We start from the raw sequence: 20,797 nt of genomic DNA, 5'->3' as shown, positions 1-20,797 counted from the left end.
TAGTGCTATAATGTTCAATTTAAAGGAGCAGATGCAACCCCACTACGTGTTAACAGGAGGAATCCGAATGGGATACGTCGAAGAACTTCGTTCCGCGGTCGGCCACCGGCCATTGATTCTTGTTGGAGCGGTGACTCTTGTGCTGGATGATCAAGACCGCCTCCTTCTCGAACAGCGTCGTCATCCGTACGGCAGATGGGCGCTGCCCGGCGGACTGATGGAGTTAGGAGAGTCGGCCGAGCAAACCGCGATTCGCGAAGTCCGGGAAGAGACGGGACTTACGATCGGCGATTTGCAGCTGGTGGACGTCTTCTCGGGCCCCGAGCAATTTATAACCGCTCCGAACGGAGATCAGTTCTATGCCGTCACCGTAGCGTATTTCACCCGAAATGTAAGCGGACAACTGCAGATCGATTACGCCGAATCGCTGGATTTCCAATATTTTGAATGGTCCGCTCTGCCGGGCGACATCGTGAAGAGCCACAGGAAGATTATCGACCATTATCTGTCTCAGCAGGAGCGCAGCATGGGGCACAGGTAGCCGGGATTTTTTCGAAACGGGGAGGAGTTTACTGATGGACTGCAGCGCCGATCGAAGCGTCGAGCTTCGTCGCTTGATCGAAGAAGCTGTCGCATGTTTTATTTCGCCGGATGCTGTTGTGCTGGATTTGGAAGAACAGCCGGTTCACAAAGGATTTTCGGCCACTGACATTTATCGGCATCAAGTGCAAGTGGAGTATCGGAACGAACGGTTAGTAACCTCTTACATCACTAAAAACGCAAGTTTGAAGGAACGCCGGGTATTGGCGCTGCTGCACCGGCAAGGGGCTGCTGTACCTTACAGCTTCTCCCGTGACTATGAGGAGGATCAGTCCCGTTACGTCTGCATACAGGATGTTGACTATGCGACGGATTACGGGGCCGTGGATGCGGAACAAGTTCTCGGACAAGAATTCGAACTGCTTGCTCACCTTCACGCCAGTAACCTGGGTCGCAGGCACGAACTGCTCTGGCTTCCTGAAGCCGACTCCGGTTATATATCCCGGATGCTTCGCGAGCGGTGGGAGCCGTCGTGGAATCAGGCTGTGCAGGACAAGGATTTCGCAGCCTTATTTCAATCGTACATACCGGACATCCAAGCCGCAGCCCAATCGATTGCAGATGATCTGGAACCGATCCTTAACGACGCAAGCTCCCATACATTAATCCATACCGATCTGCACCCGGGCAACGTATTGGTTCAGAACAACACCCGGATTCGTTACATCGACTGGGAGGAAGCCGGATACGGATCGTTTTACTTGGATATTCCGCTTCGCTTCACGAGCTTGGAAAAAGCGGAAAAATACCGAATGGCGCTCGAAGCAAGAGGAGTCTCCATAGACCAGGACGAATTCAGACAGCGGTATATAACGGCTTCCCGGTACATAGGATTGCGGTATATGGGGTGGACGTTCGGGTCGTGGCGCACCGATCGGCATACGTTCGAATCGATGATTCAATACATGAACATGGTGCTAAGTTAACAAAAAGGGACTGCCCGACGGTCATCTGCGATGGCTGCTTGGGCAGTCTCTGTTTATTACGAGGTATAGGCGGGAGGGCCACCCGACTTATTGGCGTCTGCCCGGCCTGGTAATATTTAATGAAGTCATTTATTATCACAACAAGACTCTCTTTTTTTAGTAAAATGGAAGCATCAATGTGCCTGGGATGTGAGAAAGATGAGTTCAACAATCGCTTCACTGTTCGATCAGTATTACCGGGAGAAGGACTTCGCCGCGCGGGACTGGTGAAGACGAACGATCAGGTACAGTTTGCACAAGCCTACGGCTTAGCGCATAGAGGATATAAAGTGGCGAATACAGTGCAGACCAAGTTCGATACGGCATCCATCACTAAATTATTTACAGCGGTTTCCATTGTGCAACTGATCGATAACGGGACTATCCGGTTGGATGATAACATAACGGAGCTCCTTGATCTGTGAGGGACTGCAATTCCGGACGATGTTACGATCTCTCACTTGCTTACCCATACTTCGGGAATCGCTGACGATGCGGATGAGGAAGAGGGGGAAAGTTACGAGGATTTGTTCAAGAATAAGCCCAATTATTCCATCCGAAATTGTATTGACTTTCTCCCGCAGTTTGCGTACAAGAAACTTAAATTTAAGGCGGGGACGAAGGTAAGCTACAATAACTGCGCTTTTGTGCTGCTTGGGCTCGTCATCGAACAGGCAACCGGCGAAGGCTACCGGGAGTATGTTGAACGAAATGTATTTCACGTTTGCGGTATGAAACATACATCCTTTATATCCAAAGATGACGGCGACGCTGAGGCGGCGGAAGGGTACTGCGCCGTTCAAAAAGTTGAAGCCGCAGACCCATCTGGAGAAAACATTCGAATGGGGGAGAATCGTTAACGGTTACGGGTTTCACTTTACTTATAATAAGGAAGGGAAAGGTTATCGTCTCTACAAGGAAGGCTCCAACGCCGGAGTTGCGGCGATGCTTGCCTATTACCCGGACCTGGACACGACCAGCATCATATTAGCGAATCAAACGTGCAACGTCTGGAAGCTTCACTGGGAAGTGGAGCAATTGCTGTTCGACGGGTTAAAGTAAGACGAGCTAATCAGAAGCGATCAGAAAGAAGGTGTCCCGATTGTCACATTCGGAACGCGTCTACAGTGTGGTGACAGCTGGCGTATATGTGCTTGCCCGCGGGTTGTTTCCGTTTCAAGCCGGTCCGGACCGATCCGGACAAGTGCTCGGCGTCGTCAGGCTCGGCGGTCATCGGGAGGAAGGCGAGACAGGCTGGGAGTGCGCATCGAGAGAAGCGTGGGAAGAGGCGTCGATGCGGGTGAATCCGATCGCTCCGCCCGCTACTTATTGGCTTGATTACGGAGAGAGCGACCGGTTGTCCCCCGGTCCGTGGGAGGAAGACGGCATAGCGCCGATTCTTGTCTCAAGAAAGGAGGATGGAAGCATTACGCCGATTTATTTGGCGACTTCCACGGATTCGCCGGTTCCCGCTGCGGAGACCAAGGCGCTGCTCCTGCTCCGCCCGGAAGAGATTCGGCGTATGGCGACAACTTCGATTACTTTGAGGCAGTATTTGGAGGCGGGAGGGCAAGCGGTGTTCAAGGCAGAACTGCCGCTCGATTTTATTTTGCAACCGTTCCCGCATTTGCGTCTGCTTCACGTTTTGCTGCAGATGCATCCGGAACTCGCTCGGCTTGCGCCTCCCGCCAGGCAGGTATAAAAGAATGGAAATGGAGTCAGAAAATGATTCACACGGGAACGTGTGTTTGGTATACTGCTAAGTAGATGCGAAAATCGCAATAGACCAGACTCCAGTCTCCTGCTGCACGCGGGACGGCGGGAGGGAAGGAAGGTATACATGGTTACGGACCAGCTCACGGAAATAGACGAGGTGATCGCTTATATTCATAAGCATTTGGATGATCCGCTGCCTCTCTCCCGGTTAGCCGGCCATATTAGCTACAGTCCCTTTCATTTTACCCGGCTGTTTAAGGAAAGGGTCGGGCTGCCGCCGCTTTATTACGTATCTTCTCTCCGGCTTCAAAAAGCGAAAGATTTATTGCTGCAGACGAATATGAGTATTCGCGATATCGGCCTGGAGATCGGCCAGCAAAGCCTCGGTACGTTCACTACCCGGTTTACCGAACGGGTAGGCGTGTCCCCGTCCCAATTCCGGAATTCGCGGCTGCAGGCGGACGATCAGTTTCGCGCTTTGCGCAAGCTTGGCGATTGGGAACCGGAGCAGCGGTATTTGAATCACCTTAATACGGTAAGAGGCACCATCTGTGCGGAGATTCCTTTCGATGGCGTCATTCTGATCGGCCTGTTCGCCAAACCGATTCCCGAAGGATTGCCCCTGTACGGGACGCTCCTTCCTTCCGTCGGCGATTTTTGCTTTACCGGCGTCAGGCCGGGCACCTATTATTTGATGGCGACTTCGCTCTCGTGGGGGATGCAGGCGATGGATATTTTGCTGCCGCACGCTACTTTACGGACCCGGACGAAAGAGCCGATCGTAGTCGGCCCCGGGTCTTATATCCCGCATCTGCAAGTTACGTTATATCCCCCGCGGGTGGACGATCCGCCGATTCTCATCTCTTTATCGCTGCTGATGAACAATTTCATGAACAGAGTGACAAGCGGCGTTACCCGGTAAGGCGCGGCGCACCTGGTTCTGCTGTTGTTTAGATCCGCTGCTGCACCTGCCGCAGGAAACCGCCGCAAAGCTCCAGTTGTCGTTCGGCGAAAGACCAGTCTCCATGCCCCTCCAGCGCCAATGCCGCATTGCAAAGCGTCGACACCAGAATACGCGCGCGTAATATGAATCCGAACGATTCCCGGTCTGCTGCAACCTCCGGACGGTTCAGCACGGCTTGCAGAAACGGCTCCTCCCACCCCCGGAACAACGCCAAATTTGCGACAAACGAAGCATAGTCCCAATATCTCGGCATCCGGCTAACGTCCTCGAAATCCGTCCAGCGCCAGCCGTCCGGGCCCGGAAGCAGGTTGCGCGCATGGGAGTCGCCATGGGCGGGGACAAGCTCCTCCGGCCGGAACCGGCGCATCCGCTCGTCGACGCTCCGGTACGCTTCCAGTGCCCGGCTGATTCGCGGATCGTCGTATGCGGGCATCGCTTGGATGATTTGATACGATTTGTCCCAGACGCCAAGAACGGGAAGCTCCTCGGGAAACGAAGCCATTGCCGACGTCAGGTCACCGATAAGCCCGATCGCCCGGTCCGGGGCGAGAGGGGACGCCGGAGCAGGCGGTACGTACTCCCAGCAAGTGACCCACGTGCCGCCGGCCTGGAACGGAACGGCCAGCGTCGTATCGGGTTGGACGACAGGAACTTGGCATATGTGCAGATGACGCGCTACTCGGATCTCGCGCGCCAGCGTCGCTCCGGCTTCCTCGAGCCGCAGCTTAGCCGCTCGGGCTACGACGGGGTAGAGGGCCAGGTGTATAAGGAGATTGGCTCCATTGCTTAGCACGGAAGGGGTGATATTGACGAAGCCGCGTGCTTCGACGGCTGCCGCGACTTGGTCTACCAGCTTATGGGGAATAGTCAACAGGTACTGTCCTCCTCGAAAGTTGATCTTCGTATAACGTAGCTTAGCGGCAGAACGGCTTCAAGCGGATAATTCCATTATGCTTGTTCTTTCCGCCCGAAATGCCGCTTCGTCTGCCGGGAATCTGGTATGATGCGGAGTGGAATCGTTCCATTCGGGAACGGATACGGAAAAACGGGAGGGTTATAATCATGACCGCATCGAATTGGAGCACGGCTGTACAAACCGTTAAGGGTGTCTTATCGGCGACACTCGCCTGCCCTCAGACGGATCTCGACCGTGAGGGCGTATCGGTGTACGAAGCGAAAAGTCTGGAAGGAAGGCTCCGGTTTCCGCTTCGCGAAAAAGCGTTAACGATCGTAACGATGGGGAAAGGCGTCGTCGTTTCGTGCAGCGCGGACCGGATGGACTGGGCGAGGCGGGAGCTAGGGGGGCTCGTAACCGGGCAAATTTTCACGGCGCGGACGGCCGCTTTACTGGAGGAGCTTGTCGCACAGGACCGTCAGTTTATGGCGGGACCGGATCAGAAGTATGTATGCTCTGCCGATCATTTCCGGGCGTTTACGGTTCCGCCTGGAGTTGGCGTCTCCACTTACCGCGGCGACCAAGTGTCTGGCTTGTACGGCTACACCCGGTTTAAGCACGCTTTGTCGTTTCGGGCCGACAGCCCGCGGCCGGATAAGATGGCAACGATAGCGGTTTGCGACGGGACTGTCGTCGGCATTGCCGGAGCATCCGAGGATAGCGAGACGATGTGGCAGATTGGCGTCGATGTGCTGCCGGAGTACCAAGGGAAAGGGATCGGCAAGGCGGTCGTCGGCACGTTAACGTTATCGATCCTGCAGGAGGGCGTTACGCCGTATTATTCGACGATTACGAGCAATCTGCAGTCGAGACAGCTGGCCGCCAGTTTGGGCTACTGGCCGGCTTGGGTCGAGATGTACGCCAGAGACAGCTCATAGTCCAACGAGACATGGAGCCCGGACTTGCTTGTGGCGGGAGGTGCAGCCGCTCGGCAGCGGGGCGCCTGTCTGGGCATCTGGGCAGGAATAGGTTCCTTCACCAGGCACGATACCCGAGTGGCCGATTAACTGGAAACGATTCCCTCTCAGCGGACATTTTTTGGAACCGCCCCGTTAACTCCCTTTTAGGCTTATTTCTTTTCTCCATGGCATGTCTCTTGATAACGCGTGATGATTAGAGTGCCTCTTACACAGCTTCATTCCTGCTGCGAAACACTCCCTTCCCACATCCCCATCCAAATATCGATAAATCACAAATGTAACGTCTATTATCGAATAGACCCCCTCTTGGAACCCGGTGTATATTGGTTGTGATCTTCAAACAAGGGTGTACCAGGGCATAGACAGGGGGATGCATATGAAACGCGAAATGCATGCAGACGTCGCGATCATCGGCGGCGGTCTGGGTGGTTTTGCAGCTGCGCTGGCAGCAGCAAGAACAGGCAAGCGTGTTGTATTAACCGAAGAAACGGATTGGATCGGCGGCCAAGTGACGAGTCAGGGAGTACCGCCCGACGAACACCGATGGATCGAGGAGACCGGTTGTACGAGAAGCTACCGGCAGTTCCGGGACGGCGTGCGCCACTACTATCGCAGCCACTTTCCGCTGAGCGATCTGGGGAAGAAGGCGGATATTTTTAATCCGGGCAACGCGCTCGTCAGTAAAGTAAGCGGCGATCCGAGGACCGCGCTGGCCGTCCTGCTCGAAATGGCGGCTCCATACACGCATAGCGGCAGACTGGTCATTCTGCTTAAGCACGTACCGGAATTGGTGGAGACGGAAGGGGATACGGTTCGCGCCGTCACGATGAGAAGTCTCGAATCCGGGGATCGCCTGGTTCTCACGGCACCGTATGTGCTCGACGCGACGGAATGCGGCGATCTGCTGCCGATGGCCGGGGTCGAATATGTAACGGGAGCGGAGTCCCGGGAGCAGACCGGGGAGCCGCGCGCTTTGGAGGGAGCGGCGAATCCGTCGGAGATGCAAGCGATCACGCATTGTTTCGCTATGGACTATATCGAAGGCGAAGACCACACGATCGACAAGCCGCGGGATTATGCGTTCTGGAGAGAGTTCAGCCCGGATTATTGGCCGGGGCGGATGCTGGGCTGGATCGGTCCCCATCCGGTCACGCATGAAGCGAGACAATACGTGCTGTTTCCGGAAAACGACTTGTTCCCGCTGTTTGATTACCGCCGGATCGCCGACAAATCCAATTTCGCGCCAGGTACGTTTGAAAGCGATATCACGATCGTAAACTGGCCGCAAAACGATTACGTACTCGGCCCGGTTATTGACGTAAGCGAGGAAGAGAAAGCCCGCCATCTGGACGGGGCGAAGCAGATCAGTTTATCGCTCCTCTACTGGATGCAGACGGAGGCGCCTCGTCTTGACGGTAAAATCGGCTATCCCGGACTCCGGCTGCGCAAAGATATTTTCGGTACGGAGGACGGTCTGGCCAAATCCGTTTACATTCGCGAATCGCGCCGGATTCAAGCGGAGTTTACGATACTTGAGCAGCATGTGACGAAAGAGTTCCATCCGGACGGCAAGGCGGAACGGTTCCTTGATTCGGTAGGCATCGGTTATTACGCGATCGATCTGCATCCGAGTACGGCGAACCGCAATTATATTCATTTCTCGCCGCTTCCGTTTCAGATTCCGCTTGGCAGCTTAATCCCGGTCCGGGTCAACAACCTGCTGCCGGCTAACAAAAATATCGGAACGACTCATATTACGAACGGCTGTTACCGGCTTCATCCGGTCGAATGGAATATCGGCGAAGCGGCCGGACTACTTGCTTCCTTTTGCCTCGATAAAGGCGTGCAGCCGCGCTCCGTCTACAAAGACCCTGGCCTGCTGGAGCAATATCAGCAGTTGCTGACCGGACAGGGCATCGAGCTGATCTGGAACCTGTAAGCTTACACTTGTAGAGAAAAGGGGACTTGAGAATGAACGTTAATTGGAAAAAAGGGCTGGTCTTTGTATCTCTTAGCGTACTTCTCGCAGCATGTGGCGGACAGAACGGAACAACAGGCGGAACAAGCGCAGGGAGCGAGACTCCGCCGGCCGGCAATCCGGCCGAGGCGCCGGAGAAGCTGAAGGACCCGGTTACGATCAACTTTTTCTATAACGGATATTCCGGATCGCTGATGGACGAGTGGAAGGCGAAGGTGAAGGACAAGTACAACATCATCTTGAACCCGTACTTGAACGAAAACATCGACAACCTGATCGCCTCCGGCGTGAAGCTCGACTTGATCGCTTATTCGGCGGGCGGACTGTTCAAGGCGATGGACCTGCAGCTCACTTCCGATATGAGCGATCTGATCGCCAGACACAAATTCGATATGAGCCGGCTGGCGCCGGGCGTGCTCGATTCTGTAAGAATGTATACCGACAAAAATGACGTTTCGGTCATGCCTTATGAATTGAACAATAACGTCGTGATTTACAACAAAACGATCTTCAACAAGTTCGGCGTTCCGTTTCCGAAGGACGGCATGACTTGGGAAGAACTGAACGAACTGGTCAAAAAGGTATCGCGTGTCGACAGCGGTATCCAGTACAGAGGATTCGCCTACAGCGGATTGAATCTGATCTACAAAAATCAGATGGGACTGCCTTTCGTCGATCCTGCATCGAACAAATCGCTGGTCAATACCGATGCGTGGAAAAAATGGCTGAGTACGATGGCCGGATTATACCAGGTGTCGAACAACGACCTGGTCAACGCCAAGGAAGATCAGCTGTTTTTCAAGGAACAATCGCTGGCCATGCGGGGAGGGCCGAGTCCGCTGGAGCTGCTGCCGCCGGCGATCGAGAGCGGTTTGGAATGGGATGCGATTACGAATCCTCGTTTCGCCGGGATGGAGAATGTCGGGTCGCAGATGAACGCGCCGTTCCTCGCGATTCCTCCGAACAGCCCTCACCGGGACGAGGCGTTTAAAGTAATCATGTTTTTCCTCTCGGATGAGATGCAGGCGGAGAACGCGCGGGCAGGCCGGGTACCTGTTCTCAAAACGGACAGCGTCGTGAAGGAATTCGGCACGAAGCTGCCGTTCCTGAAAGGGACGAATTATGCAAAAGCCGTGTTCGCCGATACTATCGGCAAGCCGATCCGGGTTACCAAATACGACGGCACCGTCAGATCCCAGCTCTCCGCAGCGATCGTGGATGTCGCCACTGGCAAGTCTGATGTGAATACGGCACTTCGAACCGTTGAGGAGAATGCGAACAAGGCCATCGAAGCGGCGATGAAAAAGTAAGGAAGACAGACAACGAATGAAGGAGCCGGGACGACTCGTTCCGGCCTCTTTCACGTTACGTTGTGTATCGGATTGACCGGGCTGTGCTCACGGACGGTTGACATTCCATGGAAAAGACTCCGTTCAGCTCCGGTCGAAGCTTTTTCCTTTTCCAACATCTTGGGCTTAAACGAAGGACGGTGGCGATGATGAACATTAGAAAAATTGCCGTTATTACGGCGGAAAAAAACGATTTTACAAACATGCTGCAGCTTCAGAAGGCGAACCTCGCTTTTTTCGCCCCTGATGCCAATCCGAATCTGGATGAATACGACGCGGTCGCCGTGCTGGGCGGGGTGTCGGAAGAGCCTCTGCTTCTGCGGGCCCGGACAAGAAATGCGGTGGAGAAGCAGATCAAGGCGGGGAAGAGGGTGTTCGCCGAATATGTGGGCAGCATCGGCCACGTTTATTGCGCCCCTCCGGTCAGCAGCCGGTACGAGCGGCTGGCGGTATGCGCGGACGGGGTTATCGACGGACTGGAGGCGGGCGAGCTCATCGAGGATCAGTGCAATATGCGTCTGAAGCCGCACAGCATCGCCTGCTCGCACGGCTTGCCTATTCTGCAATATGTAAAGCTTCATGCTCATGACCGGGTAGAGATGACGCCGGAGCTGACGAAGCCGGTATCCGACCGGGGGCTTTGGTTCGATACGCCCGACAATCTGCTCATCTGCTCGCTGCGCCTCGCTAATTTCGCGAAAGCGAGATTTGCGCCGAGACGTTCCGCGCTCAAGCTAATCGGGTTCATCCTGGAGTGGCTGTTGGACGGGCCGGCCGATCTGAGCGGAGCCACAGCCGCTTATTCGGTGGGAGCGGAGCGGCCAGAAGCTCCGCTTGCCGAACAGATTAGAGACAGCGCGGATCGCGCCGTTCGCTGGTTCGAGCGGTCCGGAGTCGTCTATGACGAAGGCGTCACCGGTGCTCTGGAAGGACCGGGAACGGAAATATATCCGGACGGCACCCAGCGGATGAGCACGATTCGGCGGGTCGATTGTATCGGAGAGATCGCGCTGCCTTATTATTTGAACCATTTGCTGACCTCTGACCGGCGCAGCCTGGATATCGCGGACAATCTGCAGCGAGTCGTATACGGCGAGTTCCAGTGCAAAGATCGGGACGAACCGTGGTACGGCATGATTCGTTGGACGGAAGAGGCATGGGGCGTCTGTTACCAAGACGATGTGGCGCGCGCTATCCTGCCGCAACTGCTCAAATGTCTGTACTCCGGTACGACCGAGCATTTGGATGATATTGCCGAGGCGCTGCTGTTCCTTGTCCGTACGACCGGGACCGACGGGACGAGAGTGTACCGGACCGATAATATCGGACTTACGCCGGAGAAGATAGAGCAGCTTCGGTCGGAGCCGGGCCGTATGCCGAGCGCGCATTACAACGGCTTTTATTATGCTGCTCTGCTGCTCGCCTACCGGTTGACCGGCATCGGAGAATTCCGCGTGACCGCGATCCAGGGGATGGAGACGATGATGGCTCTATATCCGGATACGAAGCGGGAGCAGAGCCAGACGCAAGAATATTGCCGGCTGATCCTGCCGCTCAGCTGGCTGGTCTGGGAGACGGGAGAGGAACGTCATCGGGATTGGCTGTACCGGGTTGCAGGCGACCTGCAAAAGTTCCGGCATCCGACCGGGGCGTATCTGGAATGGGACGAAGGGTACCGCGCCGCCATGCGGCACGAGATCGGGCAAGGCGAAAGCTCGCTGATTTCGCGCAACGGCGATCCGGTCATCGATCTGTTGTACTCGAACAATTGGCTGCCGATCGGGTTTATCCAGGCGTATTTCGTTACGAAAGATCCTTATTTCAAGCAGCTGTGGGAAGAGATCGCCGGGTTTCTCGTGTCCGCTCAACTCCGCAGCGACAATCCGGTTCTGGACGGAGCGTGGACGCGGGCGTTCGACGCGGAGAGATCGGAAGTGTTCGGTTCTCCGGCGGATGCGGGCTGGGGACCGTGGTCGATCGAATCCGGCTGGACGGTGGGCGAGATTTCCGCCGGGCTGTTGATGGGACTGCTGGAGGAACGGCTGCTACCTCATTATGAACAAGGTTCGGCCAATAAAGGATAACCTGCGGAGGGAACCGGGTCGTCATGGGAGTACTGCGGGAATCGAAGCGTTGCATTTTGAAGAATCGTTCTTTATGATGAAGGGTAGGAAGGGCCGGAGCCTTTCCGGCAGGATCGGGGAAAGGGGAGTCTTCATGGCACTTGACCGCTCGCTAATCAACCAGTCTCCTTCGATGAATGATGCCGTATGCAGATGGTTCGAGGAATTCCCGATTTATTTGCGCCACGATTTTTTAAGCGCGCATAACTTCAGTATGCACACCCAGCCCGGCATCGAGCTTAATCTGACGCTGGAAGGCCGAGGAACATTCGTAGTTGATAAAAATATATTGAGGCAGTCGCCCGGCCAACTGCTCGTGTTTCCGGGAAAAATGCCCCATCAAGTGTTTATCGATCCGTCCGATCTGTATACGAGAATGGTCGTTCTGATCGACGACCGGAGCTTGTCTTCCTTAATGCCGGGCCGGGACTTCGACTGGTTGTCCGATGTGAGCTGCCACCAGGTCAGGCTGCAGCCGGATACGTATATGACGATGAAACACCTGCTCTTCATGATGCATAAGGAGATGAGGGAGCGCAAAGTCGGCTGGCAGCAGATGATAGTCTCCGGCTTGATGAATTTGACCGTACTGGTCAGACGCTGTCTGGAGGCCGGGCAAACGCTGCAAGGCAGTCCGGGGAAGCGGAAGCCCGGGCGGCGGGCCGGAGAAAACCCGATTTTGAAACTATGCCAATATATCGAACAGCATCTCGATGGAGATTTGTCGCTCAAGAAGATGGCCGACCATTTTCAGCTTAGTCCGGATCATCTGATTCGAACGTTCAAGAAAGAAAAAGGGATGACCTATCACCAATATGTGCTTCTCCAGCGCGTATTCGAGAGCAAACGGCTGCTCTTGCAGCAAAGCGAGATGTCTCTGACCGACATCGCTTATTCGGTCGGGTTCGCCTCCTCGTCCCAATTCAGCAAAACGTTCAAAAACATTACCGGGCAAACGCCGAGCGCATTCCAGCAGCAGGTGCAGACGAATATCCCGTAAGTCCGGCCGCGTGCGGGGATCATCGTCCGTTCAAGCCGCACTATACAGAAGGACAATCCCTCAGAAGGTAGATGAGCAGGCTATGCAGCCGCGCTTCCCTTTTGAGGGATTTTTTACTATGATGATGGTAGGAAACACCTGACAGATGTTGCGTCGGATACAAGGAGTCGATTAGATGAGGAACAGCCAGATGAAGCCGGAAGTTCGGGCCTACTTGGACCGGATCGGCTACGACGGCCCTGCGGACGGCAGCGCCGAATGCCTCGCCCGCTTGCAGGAATGCCATCTGCACACGGTGCCTTACGAGAACTTCGATATTTTGAACCGGGTGCCGATCTCGCTTCAAATTGAGGCGATTCATAACAAGATCGTAACGCGCAGACGCGGAGGTTATTGCTTCGAGCTGAATGCTTTGTTCGGCTGGCTGCTGCGGGAGCTCGGATATTCCGTCACCGACCTGTTCGCCCGCTTCTGGCGGGACGAGCCGAATCCGCCTCCGAAGCGCCGGCATCAGGTGCTGCTCGTGACGGTTGGGGACGCATCGTATTTGTGCGATGTCGGCGTCGGGGGGATCGTTCCCCGCAGACCGATCCGGATGGAGGAAGGGCTGGAGCAGGTGCAAGGCGACGAATGTTACCGGATGGAGACGGACGACGATTTTGGCTGGGTGCTGTGCGAGCGGAAGCGCGGGGCGTGGAGCCGGATCTACTCGTTCAGCGAGGAACCGCAGCTGGCCAGAGATTTTGTGATGGCGTCGTATTGGTGCGAGAACAGCCCGGATTCGATCTTCATCCAAAATCCGATGGTCGCGATCCGTACGGCGGAAGGACGCAATACAATCGCCGGAGGCGAGTTCCGCATCTTCACCGCAGAAGGCGTACGCACGCTCGTTCCGCAGACGAAAGAGGCATACAACGAAGCTTTGCGCACTTATTTCGGTATCGATCTGGGGTAGCAGGGACCCGGGGAAGCGGCCTGGAACGGCAAGTTACGCCAAACGAAGAGGCTTTCGGATTCGGTTCCGGGAGCCTCTAATCGTTATGGGCGGAATAAGTGATCGGTCGAACAGCTTCCCGCCGCCCCCGCCCCCGCACACAGCACAGACAAGATTTACCGGGCGATGTCCTGCAGTCCGGCCATACCCTCGTAATACCGCTCCATCCATTGACGGAAAGGACAGGCGTCGTCCCAGTAAACGGTGCCGCTCGCTTTGTGATATCCCCAGACGAGTAAACGTTCATGAATCAGATGGACACGGAAACGATGTGTCCATCCGCTATCCGGCGAATCCCGGACGGTTCGATTGTCCCAGTATCCGGTCATGAATTGCCCGGCAAGCTCCGGAGCGTCCTTGTCGATGTACATCGCATACGCACGAGGCAGATCGGCAATGCCGTCCCCCATGACGCAAGCGGTAAAATCAAAAGCTCCGGACACTTCCCATCCCCCGCCGCGCCGCTCGAACAGGACGTTGTCCAGCTTGTAATCCCCCATCACGAAGCAAGGCTTCCAACCGGAATCGAACGCGCCGCTCGATGCGGCAAGTACGCGTTCAACCCAATCGCGATCCTCCGAAGTGATGACCGAATACTTTTTGGCGTCCTCGAGCCAAAAGCGGATTTTCGTATACAGCCATTCCCGGTAAGGGTTGTCGTGCACCGGGAAACTGTCGACGTACCGGTCGCGCACCGGACCGAACAGCCAATCCCGATACAGCTGCTCCAAAGGAACGAGGCCATTCTCGCGCGGCACATACAGGGCCGGCCGGTCAGTGGTGAATTGCTGCATCCGGGCGAGGTTGCGGCCGAACGCCCTCGCAATGCTCCGCTCGTCATCCGCGCTCAGTCGTTTCTTCATCTCCTGGGTATCGGTATGGACGCCGCCTAGCCGGGGCATAATCGCATAACTCCATCCGAACAAATCGGACGACAGGTCGAGATGGTAGGGGGCCGGAACCGGCACGCCGGTATAGGCGTGAAGTTGGTCTATTATAAACTTTTCCAGCTGAAGCTGCCCCGGGTTCGGATTGCCTCTCATCACATAGTCGCCCCCGGTCGAAGAGATGAATATCGTCTGCCCCAAGCTGCCTCTAGCGGTCTTCTCGGCCTTCCGGAAGCGTCCCAGCTGAAACCGGTCCAAAGCCGCCTGAAATTGCCGGCCGGAAATCGTTCCTAATCGTTCGCCGTAATGGAAGCTGTTCATGGATACCTCCAAGTATAGGAATATATGTTCCCATTATAAGGAATATGTCCGCGATAGACAAGAGGGTCGGGTTGGTTGCCTCAACCGTCCTCCCCATTTTCCCCTGCTTTTTCTGGTGGATCGTATATAATGGGGAAGTTAGGTGACTAGGGCGATGAGGTCATACCGGCGGTAGCGAAAGCCCGCTTTGCAGCAAAGGAGAGAGTGGCTGATGTCAGATAACGTGTACAAATATACGCTTTGTTTCATTCAGCGCTGCGACGAGATTTTAATGCTGAACCGGCGCAGCAAGCCGGAGATGGGCGTATGGAACGGAGTCGGAGGCAAGCTGGAGACGGACGAACGTCCCGAGCTTGGCATCATCCGGGAAATCGCGGAGGAGACGGGAATTCGGCTGGAGCGGGAGCAGGTTGTGCTGGCGGGCAGAATTACATGGGTTACGCCGACGATGAAGTCGGGCATGTACGTCTTTCTGGCGCGTGTGGGCGACGACTTGGACTATCCAACCCCTCGGATGACGGAAGAAGGCATACTGGACTGGAAGCGGGTCGCCTGGATTTTGGAACCGCTGAACAAAGGCATAGCGCATAAAATCCAGCATTTTCTCCCGCCGATGCTGGAGGGTGCCGTATACGACCATATTTATGATTATGATTCCGGGGATAACGATATCGGCTACACGCGTTTGCCTTTAGGGGAATCGGCCGGCAGGCCGGCACCGGCAACGAAGTAAGGCCGGCGAACCTCCGGCATCGATCGCCTAATCGGCTGTATGGAATGGACCCGGGTTGCCGTTATATCACTAGAGGGTGAATGCGTAATAATGAGGGCCGACAAGGCGCCCCCCTATGCAATCAATCCGTTACTAATTCATGGAGGGATTCGGCAATGATCATCGAAAACGACAAGCAGCAGCTAAAGGTTCAAAATGCGGACATCTCGAAATCGAGCCTGACGAACGTTAATGCCGAAGGGATGACGATCCGGTGCGCCAACATCGGAGGCGTAACGTATACCGACGTGTGCATGGCCGGAACTTTGATTAGCGACGCCAATATGAGCGATATTACGATAGACGGAGCGCAACTGGGCGGGGCCGTCATCCGGAATATCGGCCTGCCGCCCGAAGGCCATCACGCCTACAAGCCTGGGGAGAAGCAGCGGCCGCTGAAGTTCGAGAACTGCACGCTGCACGACAGCACGTTTACGAATTGCGATTTGAGTCATGTCCGACTGGAGATGTGCGACATTACGGGACTGACGATTAACGGGATTCGCATCGACGAGCTTTTGGAGCGTCACGGGAAAGCTTGAGCCGGTTCGATCGTGCAAGCATCCTGTACGTACATCATGAGCATGGAGCGGGGCAGCCGCGGCAGGCTGCTCTTTGCTTTTTGGTTGAATCCGGAAACGATTGCGCCTGATCTACGTATAAACGTAAACAACTAGAAACAGGAGGGCGAGATGTATGTTCGATATGGGGCCGTCGTTTGGCGGAGGACTATCTTCCTTTATGTTCTCCGTCGTGCCGATCTTGGTTATCGTCGTATTTGCGATCGTTATCGTTCGGATGGTGATGAGCGGGGCACGTTATGTAAAAAACGCGAGCACGCCGCAGGAGTCCATATACGCCAAAGTCGTCGCCAAACGGATGGACGTCCGACATTATACGAATCAGCACAATCACGGCAGCGGAGCGATCCATACGTCCAATTCGTCGCGCACGTACTACTACATTACACTCGAGTTCGATAACGGCGATCGCAGAGAGTATCTGGACGTCAAAAACTTGTACGGTCTCGTCGTCGAAGGGGACATGGGATATGCGGCGGTGCAAGGGGAATGGATTGTTGCGTTCGAGCGCAGCGCCGGTTGAGGGTTGAGAGAGTGACTAGCCTAAAAGAGACGGTATGAAGAAACGGTATGGGGCGTCCTGGGGCGTTCCCCCTCCCCTCCCGCTGACACGACCTGCTGCATAATGGACATGGGCGCAGCTTAGACAGCCCCTAAGGAAAGATATGCAGATTAACGGACAAAAGCGACGCTTACGATGGTAAAACACCAGTAAATAAGGGATAATTCGCCGCATAGATGCTCGGATGACCGTTAGAAATGAAAAGCTGTAAAAATCCGCGTTTAAGCTGCCGTGATGTCCGTTAGCGGAATGAAAAACGGGAAATGAGCGGGCTTGGATAGTCTGTGGAGAAAGATTCGGAAGCAGTCGGACCAAATCAAATCGGCTGAAGATCAGAGTAAGAGACACTCGGAACTCCGGGATGGCCGAGTCATATGGATTCCGCAACGGATTTGTCCTGGGCTGGAGCCCGGAAGGGGGAAGCCGGATCATCGGGCGAGCTGCTGGCGGTTACCGGAGCGGGAGCCCGGCGGAATCAACGGAATTAAAAGGAGGAACCTTTTACGAGGGGCCTTCTTTTTTTGTTTTTTAAAATAATTGTCGTTTAGCGATAAGATTTCGACCTGCTCAATACATTACTTAATAGAGGGCAAGATTATGTTTAAACAGCCTTCGACCGGATGAGGAGGGGGAAGATGAATTTTGACCAGCTTTACGACAGTATCGTACATAACAAAGCCGCAGACGAAATCGTTATCCGGTTCAGAACCAATTGGCTGCCGGGTGTCGTTATGCATCTGGCATCCTACGAAGCGATCAAGTGCGAACGTTCCCTTGGGGCAAGCGATTACGAGGAGATCGAGGATAAAGTGTTCGAGATCGTGCTGCATAAGGCGGCCGAGACGAAGCGAGGCGCCGCGTTCCGCGCCTGGGTCTGTCAGGTGATCGTTTATGTGAGCAAAAACCAGCTTCGCAAGATCAGCCCGATCCTGGTCGATTTTACGCCGGGCGGAGGCTTGCGAAGCCAAAGGTACGAGAAGCAGTTGGCCGACCGGAACGAGGAATTGAAGGATCAGATCGAGGAAGCGCTTGAGATGCTGCCTCCCAATCAGCGCAAGGCGATCATTCTCCGGTATTGGCGGGGGTACTCATCCAAGGAGACGGCTGAGCGGCTTGCCTGCAGCAGCAATCAGGTCGATCAATGGGTGCATAAGGCGAAGAAAACGCTGGCCGAATCGCTGGCGCAATACCGCGGAGTCCGCAAGGCGGACCGGGAAGTCAAGCCGTCTAGCGGCAGCGGGGTACGCGAGAGCGGCACTCGGTATACCGCGGCAGGCGGGCCGGACGGATTCGGGCCGGATGAGCTGGAGCCTTTCGAGCCGGATGCCGTCCTGCTGTTCCGTTTTGCGATGGAGGATGAGCTGGGGACGCCGGAGCAATGGAACGAGCAGCTGCGTCTGGATGAGAAAATAGACGGACCGCTGCTGGCCGGGAAGTTTGACGCATGGAGATGGGAGCGGCGGACACTGATCCATTTGCTGCGATGTCTGGGCTTGCCCTGGCAGGAGGCGGCGGAGGTGCTGCGCAGACAGCCTTTTCATGCGGCTTGTGCACGAGCGCTTTTTGACGATCGGCCGGCCAGCGGCGGCAGCGGAGACCGGACGCCGATATGAACAGGAAAGGAAGGGTTGCCTTGTACGCCATCTACTACCGGAGCAAGCGGCTGACCAAACCGGGGACCGAATATGAAGCGAGAATGGATTTGCTGAGGCTGAACAGTCTTTTTTTGCATTTGGAAATACGGGAAATCAAGGAGCGACGGGGTCGCGTTGCTCCGGAGCGCAAATAACCGGAGACCCGGCTTGTTGGATGCTGTGGCATGCAGCATGAGGCACCGTCCGTCCTGCAGTCCGCTTGAAGGCGGAGCTGCAGGACGGACGGTAGTGTTTGTAGTGCGCCGGCTTGGCTTAACTTAGCCTCTCCACCCGGACTCCGTCGGGAACGTCCAGCTCCGCTTTGCCGTCCGCATAGCTGAATCGGACTGTCCCGGAAGGAATCCGGAACTGCAAGCTGATCTTGTCCAGGGAGGCCGGGACCCGGGGTGCGAACGTCAGCGATGTCCAGCCCGGCGAGGCCGGCTTGATGCCCGCTATTTCTTCGATGAGCAGCGGGATCGGGGCGCTGGCCCAAGGGTGGCAGAGACTCGTGTTCCGCTTCAAATCTTTGGACCATACTTCGAAGCAGGTGGTCGCGCCTTCCTTCACCATCGTGCTCCACGAATGCAGATCGTCCGAGGTGATCAGCTCGTATACGAGTTCATGCTCCCCTGCGGCAGCGAGCGCCTGCAGAACAAAGTAGGCTATATAAACGCCGCAGCTTAGGCGCTTCTCCCGGATCAGGCCGACGACGGCACGACGGTCGCGCTCTTCCGTCAGTCGGAACAGCAGCGGCAGCGCATTGGCATGCAGCGAGGAATGGAGCGAGCCTTCCGCATCGGAGAACAAGTTCGTCTCCGTATTCAGAAAAGCTTGCCGGAACGCATTCTTGAAAGAACTTCGGACCCCGCTCTCCGGGTCCGGCTCGTTCAACAGCTGCCGGATCTCGCTCATGGCGAGCATCGCTCCGTAATACCAGGCGTTGACGACGTTGTGGCAGCCTTCTCCGACAGGTTCGAGCGGGAAGTCGTAGCCGTCGCGCATATTGGTCGGCCAGTCGACCAGATTCGGCTTGTCTGTTACATTCGCGAGCAGGCCGTCTTCCCGCTTGTATTTGTCGTAATACCGCATCAGCCGTTCCGCTACGGGAAGCATCTCCCGCAGGAAATCCGTATCTCCGCTGAGCATCGTATAACGCAGCAGCTGCAGAGGCCATTGCAGGGAATAATCGACGAACTCCTGCATGAAATGTCCCGGAGCTACCGCCATAAAGCCGGAACAAGTGCGGGAGGACAACACGGCGAAATCGATCAGCGATTTGCGGAACAGACGAAGATCGCCGGTCAAGTAGGCATGGGCATGCGTGATGATCGTATTGTCGCCCAAATATTGGCCCTTCTCCCGGGAAGGACAATCGACGTAGTTTTCCTGGGAGCCGTATTTCACGCCTTCACGGCAAATTTCCCAGATCCGGTCCAGCAACGGATCGGACGACTCGAACCGGCTGGCCTCCTCATCGAACGGATAGTGGCGGACGATGACGCCGAAGCTGTCCGGGTCCGTCTGAACTCCCGCCTCAAGCAAAACCTCGACGTAACGGAAAGCTTTGTAATCGTAAAACTCGAGCTCGTCCTCATCGCTGCCGGACAACGTCCATACTTCGCGATACGTGCAATTGCACCGCATCTTGTAGCGGACGCTCCCGTCGTCCTCCAGCTCCTCGCCGCACCGGATCTCGATCGTTTGCCCGGGGGTGCCGCGCGCCTTCATCCGGAACTGGCCGGTCCGCTCTCCGCCAAAATCGAGCAGGAAGCCGCCGGGGTTCTCCGGCAAAGAGACGATCTGCACCGGCTGGATCTCATATACGCTAACCGTCGGGGTAGGCTGTGCAAATAACCGGTGATCGTCGGACCAATGCTCGGCCGGAGTCCGCCAGCCGGAGTCGTCATAGCTGGGCTCCCGCCAGCCGGTAAGCTTCAGCCGGTTGTCGATATGTTCCAGATACTGCGTGTCATAACCTACGGTCCCGCCGCTCGCATATTCGCGGGCCGTCTCGATCTTCCACGTCCGGTCCGTCTTCACGACCGTTCGTCCCTGAACGTCCAGCTCGGCGATTAGCCCCTGGCGGTAGTCTCCGCTGTTGAACGCCCGGCAGATCAGTCCCTGATAATAGACGTGGACAGCGATTACGTTGACCCCCTTATGCAAAAAAGGAGCGAGGTCGTACCGGTTATAATAGTAGTGATAATGATTCCCTTGCGCAGGACCTTGGCCGACAAACGTCCCGTTCACATATAGCTTGTAGCAGTCGTCGGCGGTAATGTGAAGCACGGCGTTTTCGTACGAGTCGTCGAGTACGAATGTGGTTCGGGCGAGCATATGCCGGTTTTTCAGATCGTCCCGGTGTTTCGGGCCTTGGCTGGGCTCCAACTGCTTGCGGTATACGTCGATCGGCTTTAGGCCGGCGAAATCTTCGTCCATAATCCAGTGGGCAGACCATCGTTTGTCCATTTCT

Annotated in this window: 19 protein-coding genes and 1 pseudogene; 17 read left to right on the top strand and 3 right to left on the bottom strand. The window is 55.7% G+C overall.

The window, feature by feature from the left end; all coding sequences use genetic code 11:
• The first annotated feature begins 67 nt into the window (after positions 1-67).
• The 6 genes and pseudogenes from PV433_RS15580 (at position 68) to PV433_RS15555 (ending at position 4,203) form a co-directional block, all read left to right on the top strand.
• Positions 68-541 (top strand): NUDIX hydrolase, encoded by a 474-nt coding sequence (locus PV433_RS15580; RefSeq protein ID WP_332072996.1) that lies wholly within the window; start codon positions 68-70, stop codon positions 539-541.
• A 34-nt stretch (positions 542-575) separates the two neighbouring features.
• Positions 576-1,526: an aminoglycoside phosphotransferase family protein gene (locus PV433_RS15575; RefSeq protein WP_332072995.1), complete on the top strand. Its 951-nt coding sequence runs from the start codon at positions 576-578 to the stop codon at positions 1,524-1,526.
• 119 nt (positions 1,527-1,645) lie between these two features.
• Positions 1,646-2,425: pseudogene (locus PV433_RS15570) on the top strand (serine hydrolase domain-containing protein).
• Positions 2,373-2,627, top strand: coding sequence for a hypothetical protein (locus PV433_RS15565; protein ID WP_332072994.1), 255 nt, complete (start codon positions 2,373-2,375; stop codon positions 2,625-2,627). The pseudogene PV433_RS15570 and the gene PV433_RS15565 overlap by 53 nt, the downstream one beginning before the upstream one ends.
• A 40-nt stretch (positions 2,628-2,667) precedes the next feature.
• Positions 2,668-3,267 (top strand): NUDIX domain-containing protein, encoded by a 600-nt coding sequence (locus PV433_RS15560; RefSeq protein WP_332072993.1) that lies wholly within the window; start codon positions 2,668-2,670, stop codon positions 3,265-3,267.
• Positions 3,268-3,405: 138 nt separating this feature from the next.
• On the top strand, positions 3,406-4,203 hold the full coding sequence (locus PV433_RS15555; RefSeq protein WP_332072992.1) for a helix-turn-helix transcriptional regulator: 798 nt from the start codon (positions 3,406-3,408) through the stop codon (positions 4,201-4,203).
• Positions 4,204-4,231: 28 nt separating this feature from the next.
• On the opposite strand, the gene PV433_RS15550 is transcribed toward PV433_RS15555, so the two are convergent.
• A complete protein-coding gene (locus PV433_RS15550; RefSeq protein WP_332072991.1) occupies positions 4,232-5,116 on the bottom strand; it encodes a phosphotransferase family protein in 885 nt (294 codons plus the stop codon).
• A gap of 191 nt (positions 5,117-5,307) precedes the next feature.
• Here PV433_RS15550 and PV433_RS15545 point away from each other — a divergent pair, with 191 nt between their 5' ends.
• The 6 genes from PV433_RS15545 (at position 5,308) to PV433_RS15520 (ending at position 13,525) form a co-directional block, all read left to right on the top strand.
• Complete coding sequence (locus tag PV433_RS15545; RefSeq protein WP_332072990.1) at positions 5,308-6,078, top strand: GNAT family N-acetyltransferase; 771 nt, start codon at positions 5,308-5,310, stop codon at positions 6,076-6,078.
• Positions 6,079-6,496: 418 nt separating this feature from the next.
• The gene (locus tag PV433_RS15540; protein ID WP_332072989.1) at positions 6,497-8,059 is read left to right on the top strand and encodes an FAD-dependent oxidoreductase; all 1,563 of its coding nucleotides are present in this window, start codon (positions 6,497-6,499) and stop codon (positions 8,057-8,059) included.
• Positions 8,060-8,091: 32 nt separating this feature from the next.
• Positions 8,092-9,408 (top strand): ABC transporter substrate-binding protein, encoded by a 1,317-nt coding sequence (locus PV433_RS15535; protein ID WP_332072988.1) that lies wholly within the window; start codon positions 8,092-8,094, stop codon positions 9,406-9,408.
• A gap of 185 nt (positions 9,409-9,593) precedes the next feature.
• The gene (locus PV433_RS15530; RefSeq protein WP_332072987.1) at positions 9,594-11,531 is read left to right on the top strand and encodes a hypothetical protein; all 1,938 of its coding nucleotides are present in this window, start codon (positions 9,594-9,596) and stop codon (positions 11,529-11,531) included.
• A gap of 133 nt (positions 11,532-11,664) precedes the next feature.
• Positions 11,665-12,570 (top strand): AraC family transcriptional regulator, encoded by a 906-nt coding sequence (locus PV433_RS15525; RefSeq protein ID WP_332072986.1) that lies wholly within the window; start codon positions 11,665-11,667, stop codon positions 12,568-12,570.
• A gap of 175 nt (positions 12,571-12,745) precedes the next feature.
• Positions 12,746-13,525 (top strand): arylamine N-acetyltransferase family protein, encoded by a 780-nt coding sequence (locus PV433_RS15520; protein ID WP_332072985.1) that lies wholly within the window; start codon positions 12,746-12,748, stop codon positions 13,523-13,525.
• Between the two features lie 155 nt (positions 13,526-13,680).
• On the opposite strand, the gene PV433_RS15515 is transcribed toward PV433_RS15520, so the two are convergent.
• The gene (locus PV433_RS15515; protein ID WP_332072984.1) at positions 13,681-14,772 is read right to left on the bottom strand and encodes a phosphotransferase family protein; all 1,092 of its coding nucleotides are present in this window, start codon (positions 14,770-14,772) and stop codon (positions 13,681-13,683) included.
• A gap of 211 nt (positions 14,773-14,983) precedes the next feature.
• Between PV433_RS15515 and PV433_RS15510 the strand changes: the two genes are divergently transcribed.
• The 5 genes from PV433_RS15510 to PV433_RS15490 all read left to right on the top strand — a co-directional run bounded on the left by PV433_RS15510 (position 14,984) and on the right by PV433_RS15490 (position 18,476).
• Positions 14,984-15,505: an NUDIX hydrolase gene (locus tag PV433_RS15510; protein WP_332072983.1), complete on the top strand. Its 522-nt coding sequence runs from the start codon at positions 14,984-14,986 to the stop codon at positions 15,503-15,505.
• Between the two features lie 155 nt (positions 15,506-15,660).
• On the top strand, positions 15,661-16,086 hold the full coding sequence (locus PV433_RS15505) for a pentapeptide repeat-containing protein (protein ID WP_332072982.1): 426 nt from the start codon (positions 15,661-15,663) through the stop codon (positions 16,084-16,086).
• 154 nt (positions 16,087-16,240) lie between these two features.
• The gene (locus PV433_RS15500; RefSeq protein WP_332072981.1) at positions 16,241-16,648 is read left to right on the top strand and encodes a DUF2500 domain-containing protein; all 408 of its coding nucleotides are present in this window, start codon (positions 16,241-16,243) and stop codon (positions 16,646-16,648) included.
• Between the two features lie 674 nt (positions 16,649-17,322).
• Entirely contained in the window at positions 17,323-18,300 is a 978-nt protein-coding gene (locus PV433_RS15495; RefSeq protein ID WP_332072980.1) for an RNA polymerase sigma factor, read from the top strand.
• Positions 18,297-18,476 carry a hypothetical protein gene (locus PV433_RS15490; protein WP_332072979.1) on the top strand — a complete coding sequence of 60 codons (180 nt, stop codon included), beginning with the start codon at positions 18,297-18,299 and terminating at the stop codon, positions 18,474-18,476. Before PV433_RS15495 ends, PV433_RS15490 begins: the two co-directional genes overlap by 4 nt.
• Positions 18,477-18,594: 118 nt before the next feature.
• On the opposite strand, the gene PV433_RS15485 is transcribed toward PV433_RS15490, so the two are convergent.
• Positions 18,595-20,793, bottom strand: a complete 2,199-nt coding sequence (locus PV433_RS15485) for a family 78 glycoside hydrolase catalytic domain (RefSeq protein WP_332072978.1) — start codon at positions 20,791-20,793, stop codon at positions 18,595-18,597.
• Positions 20,794-20,797 lie beyond the last annotated feature (4 nt).

Source organism: Paenibacillus sp. GYB004 (assembly GCF_036577605.1).
Classification (GTDB): Bacteria; Bacillota; Bacilli; order Paenibacillales; family NBRC-103111; genus Paenibacillus_AB; species Paenibacillus_AB oceani.
Note: the sequence above shows the minus strand (reverse complement) of the source record. Positions and strands in the feature narration are given on the sequence as shown.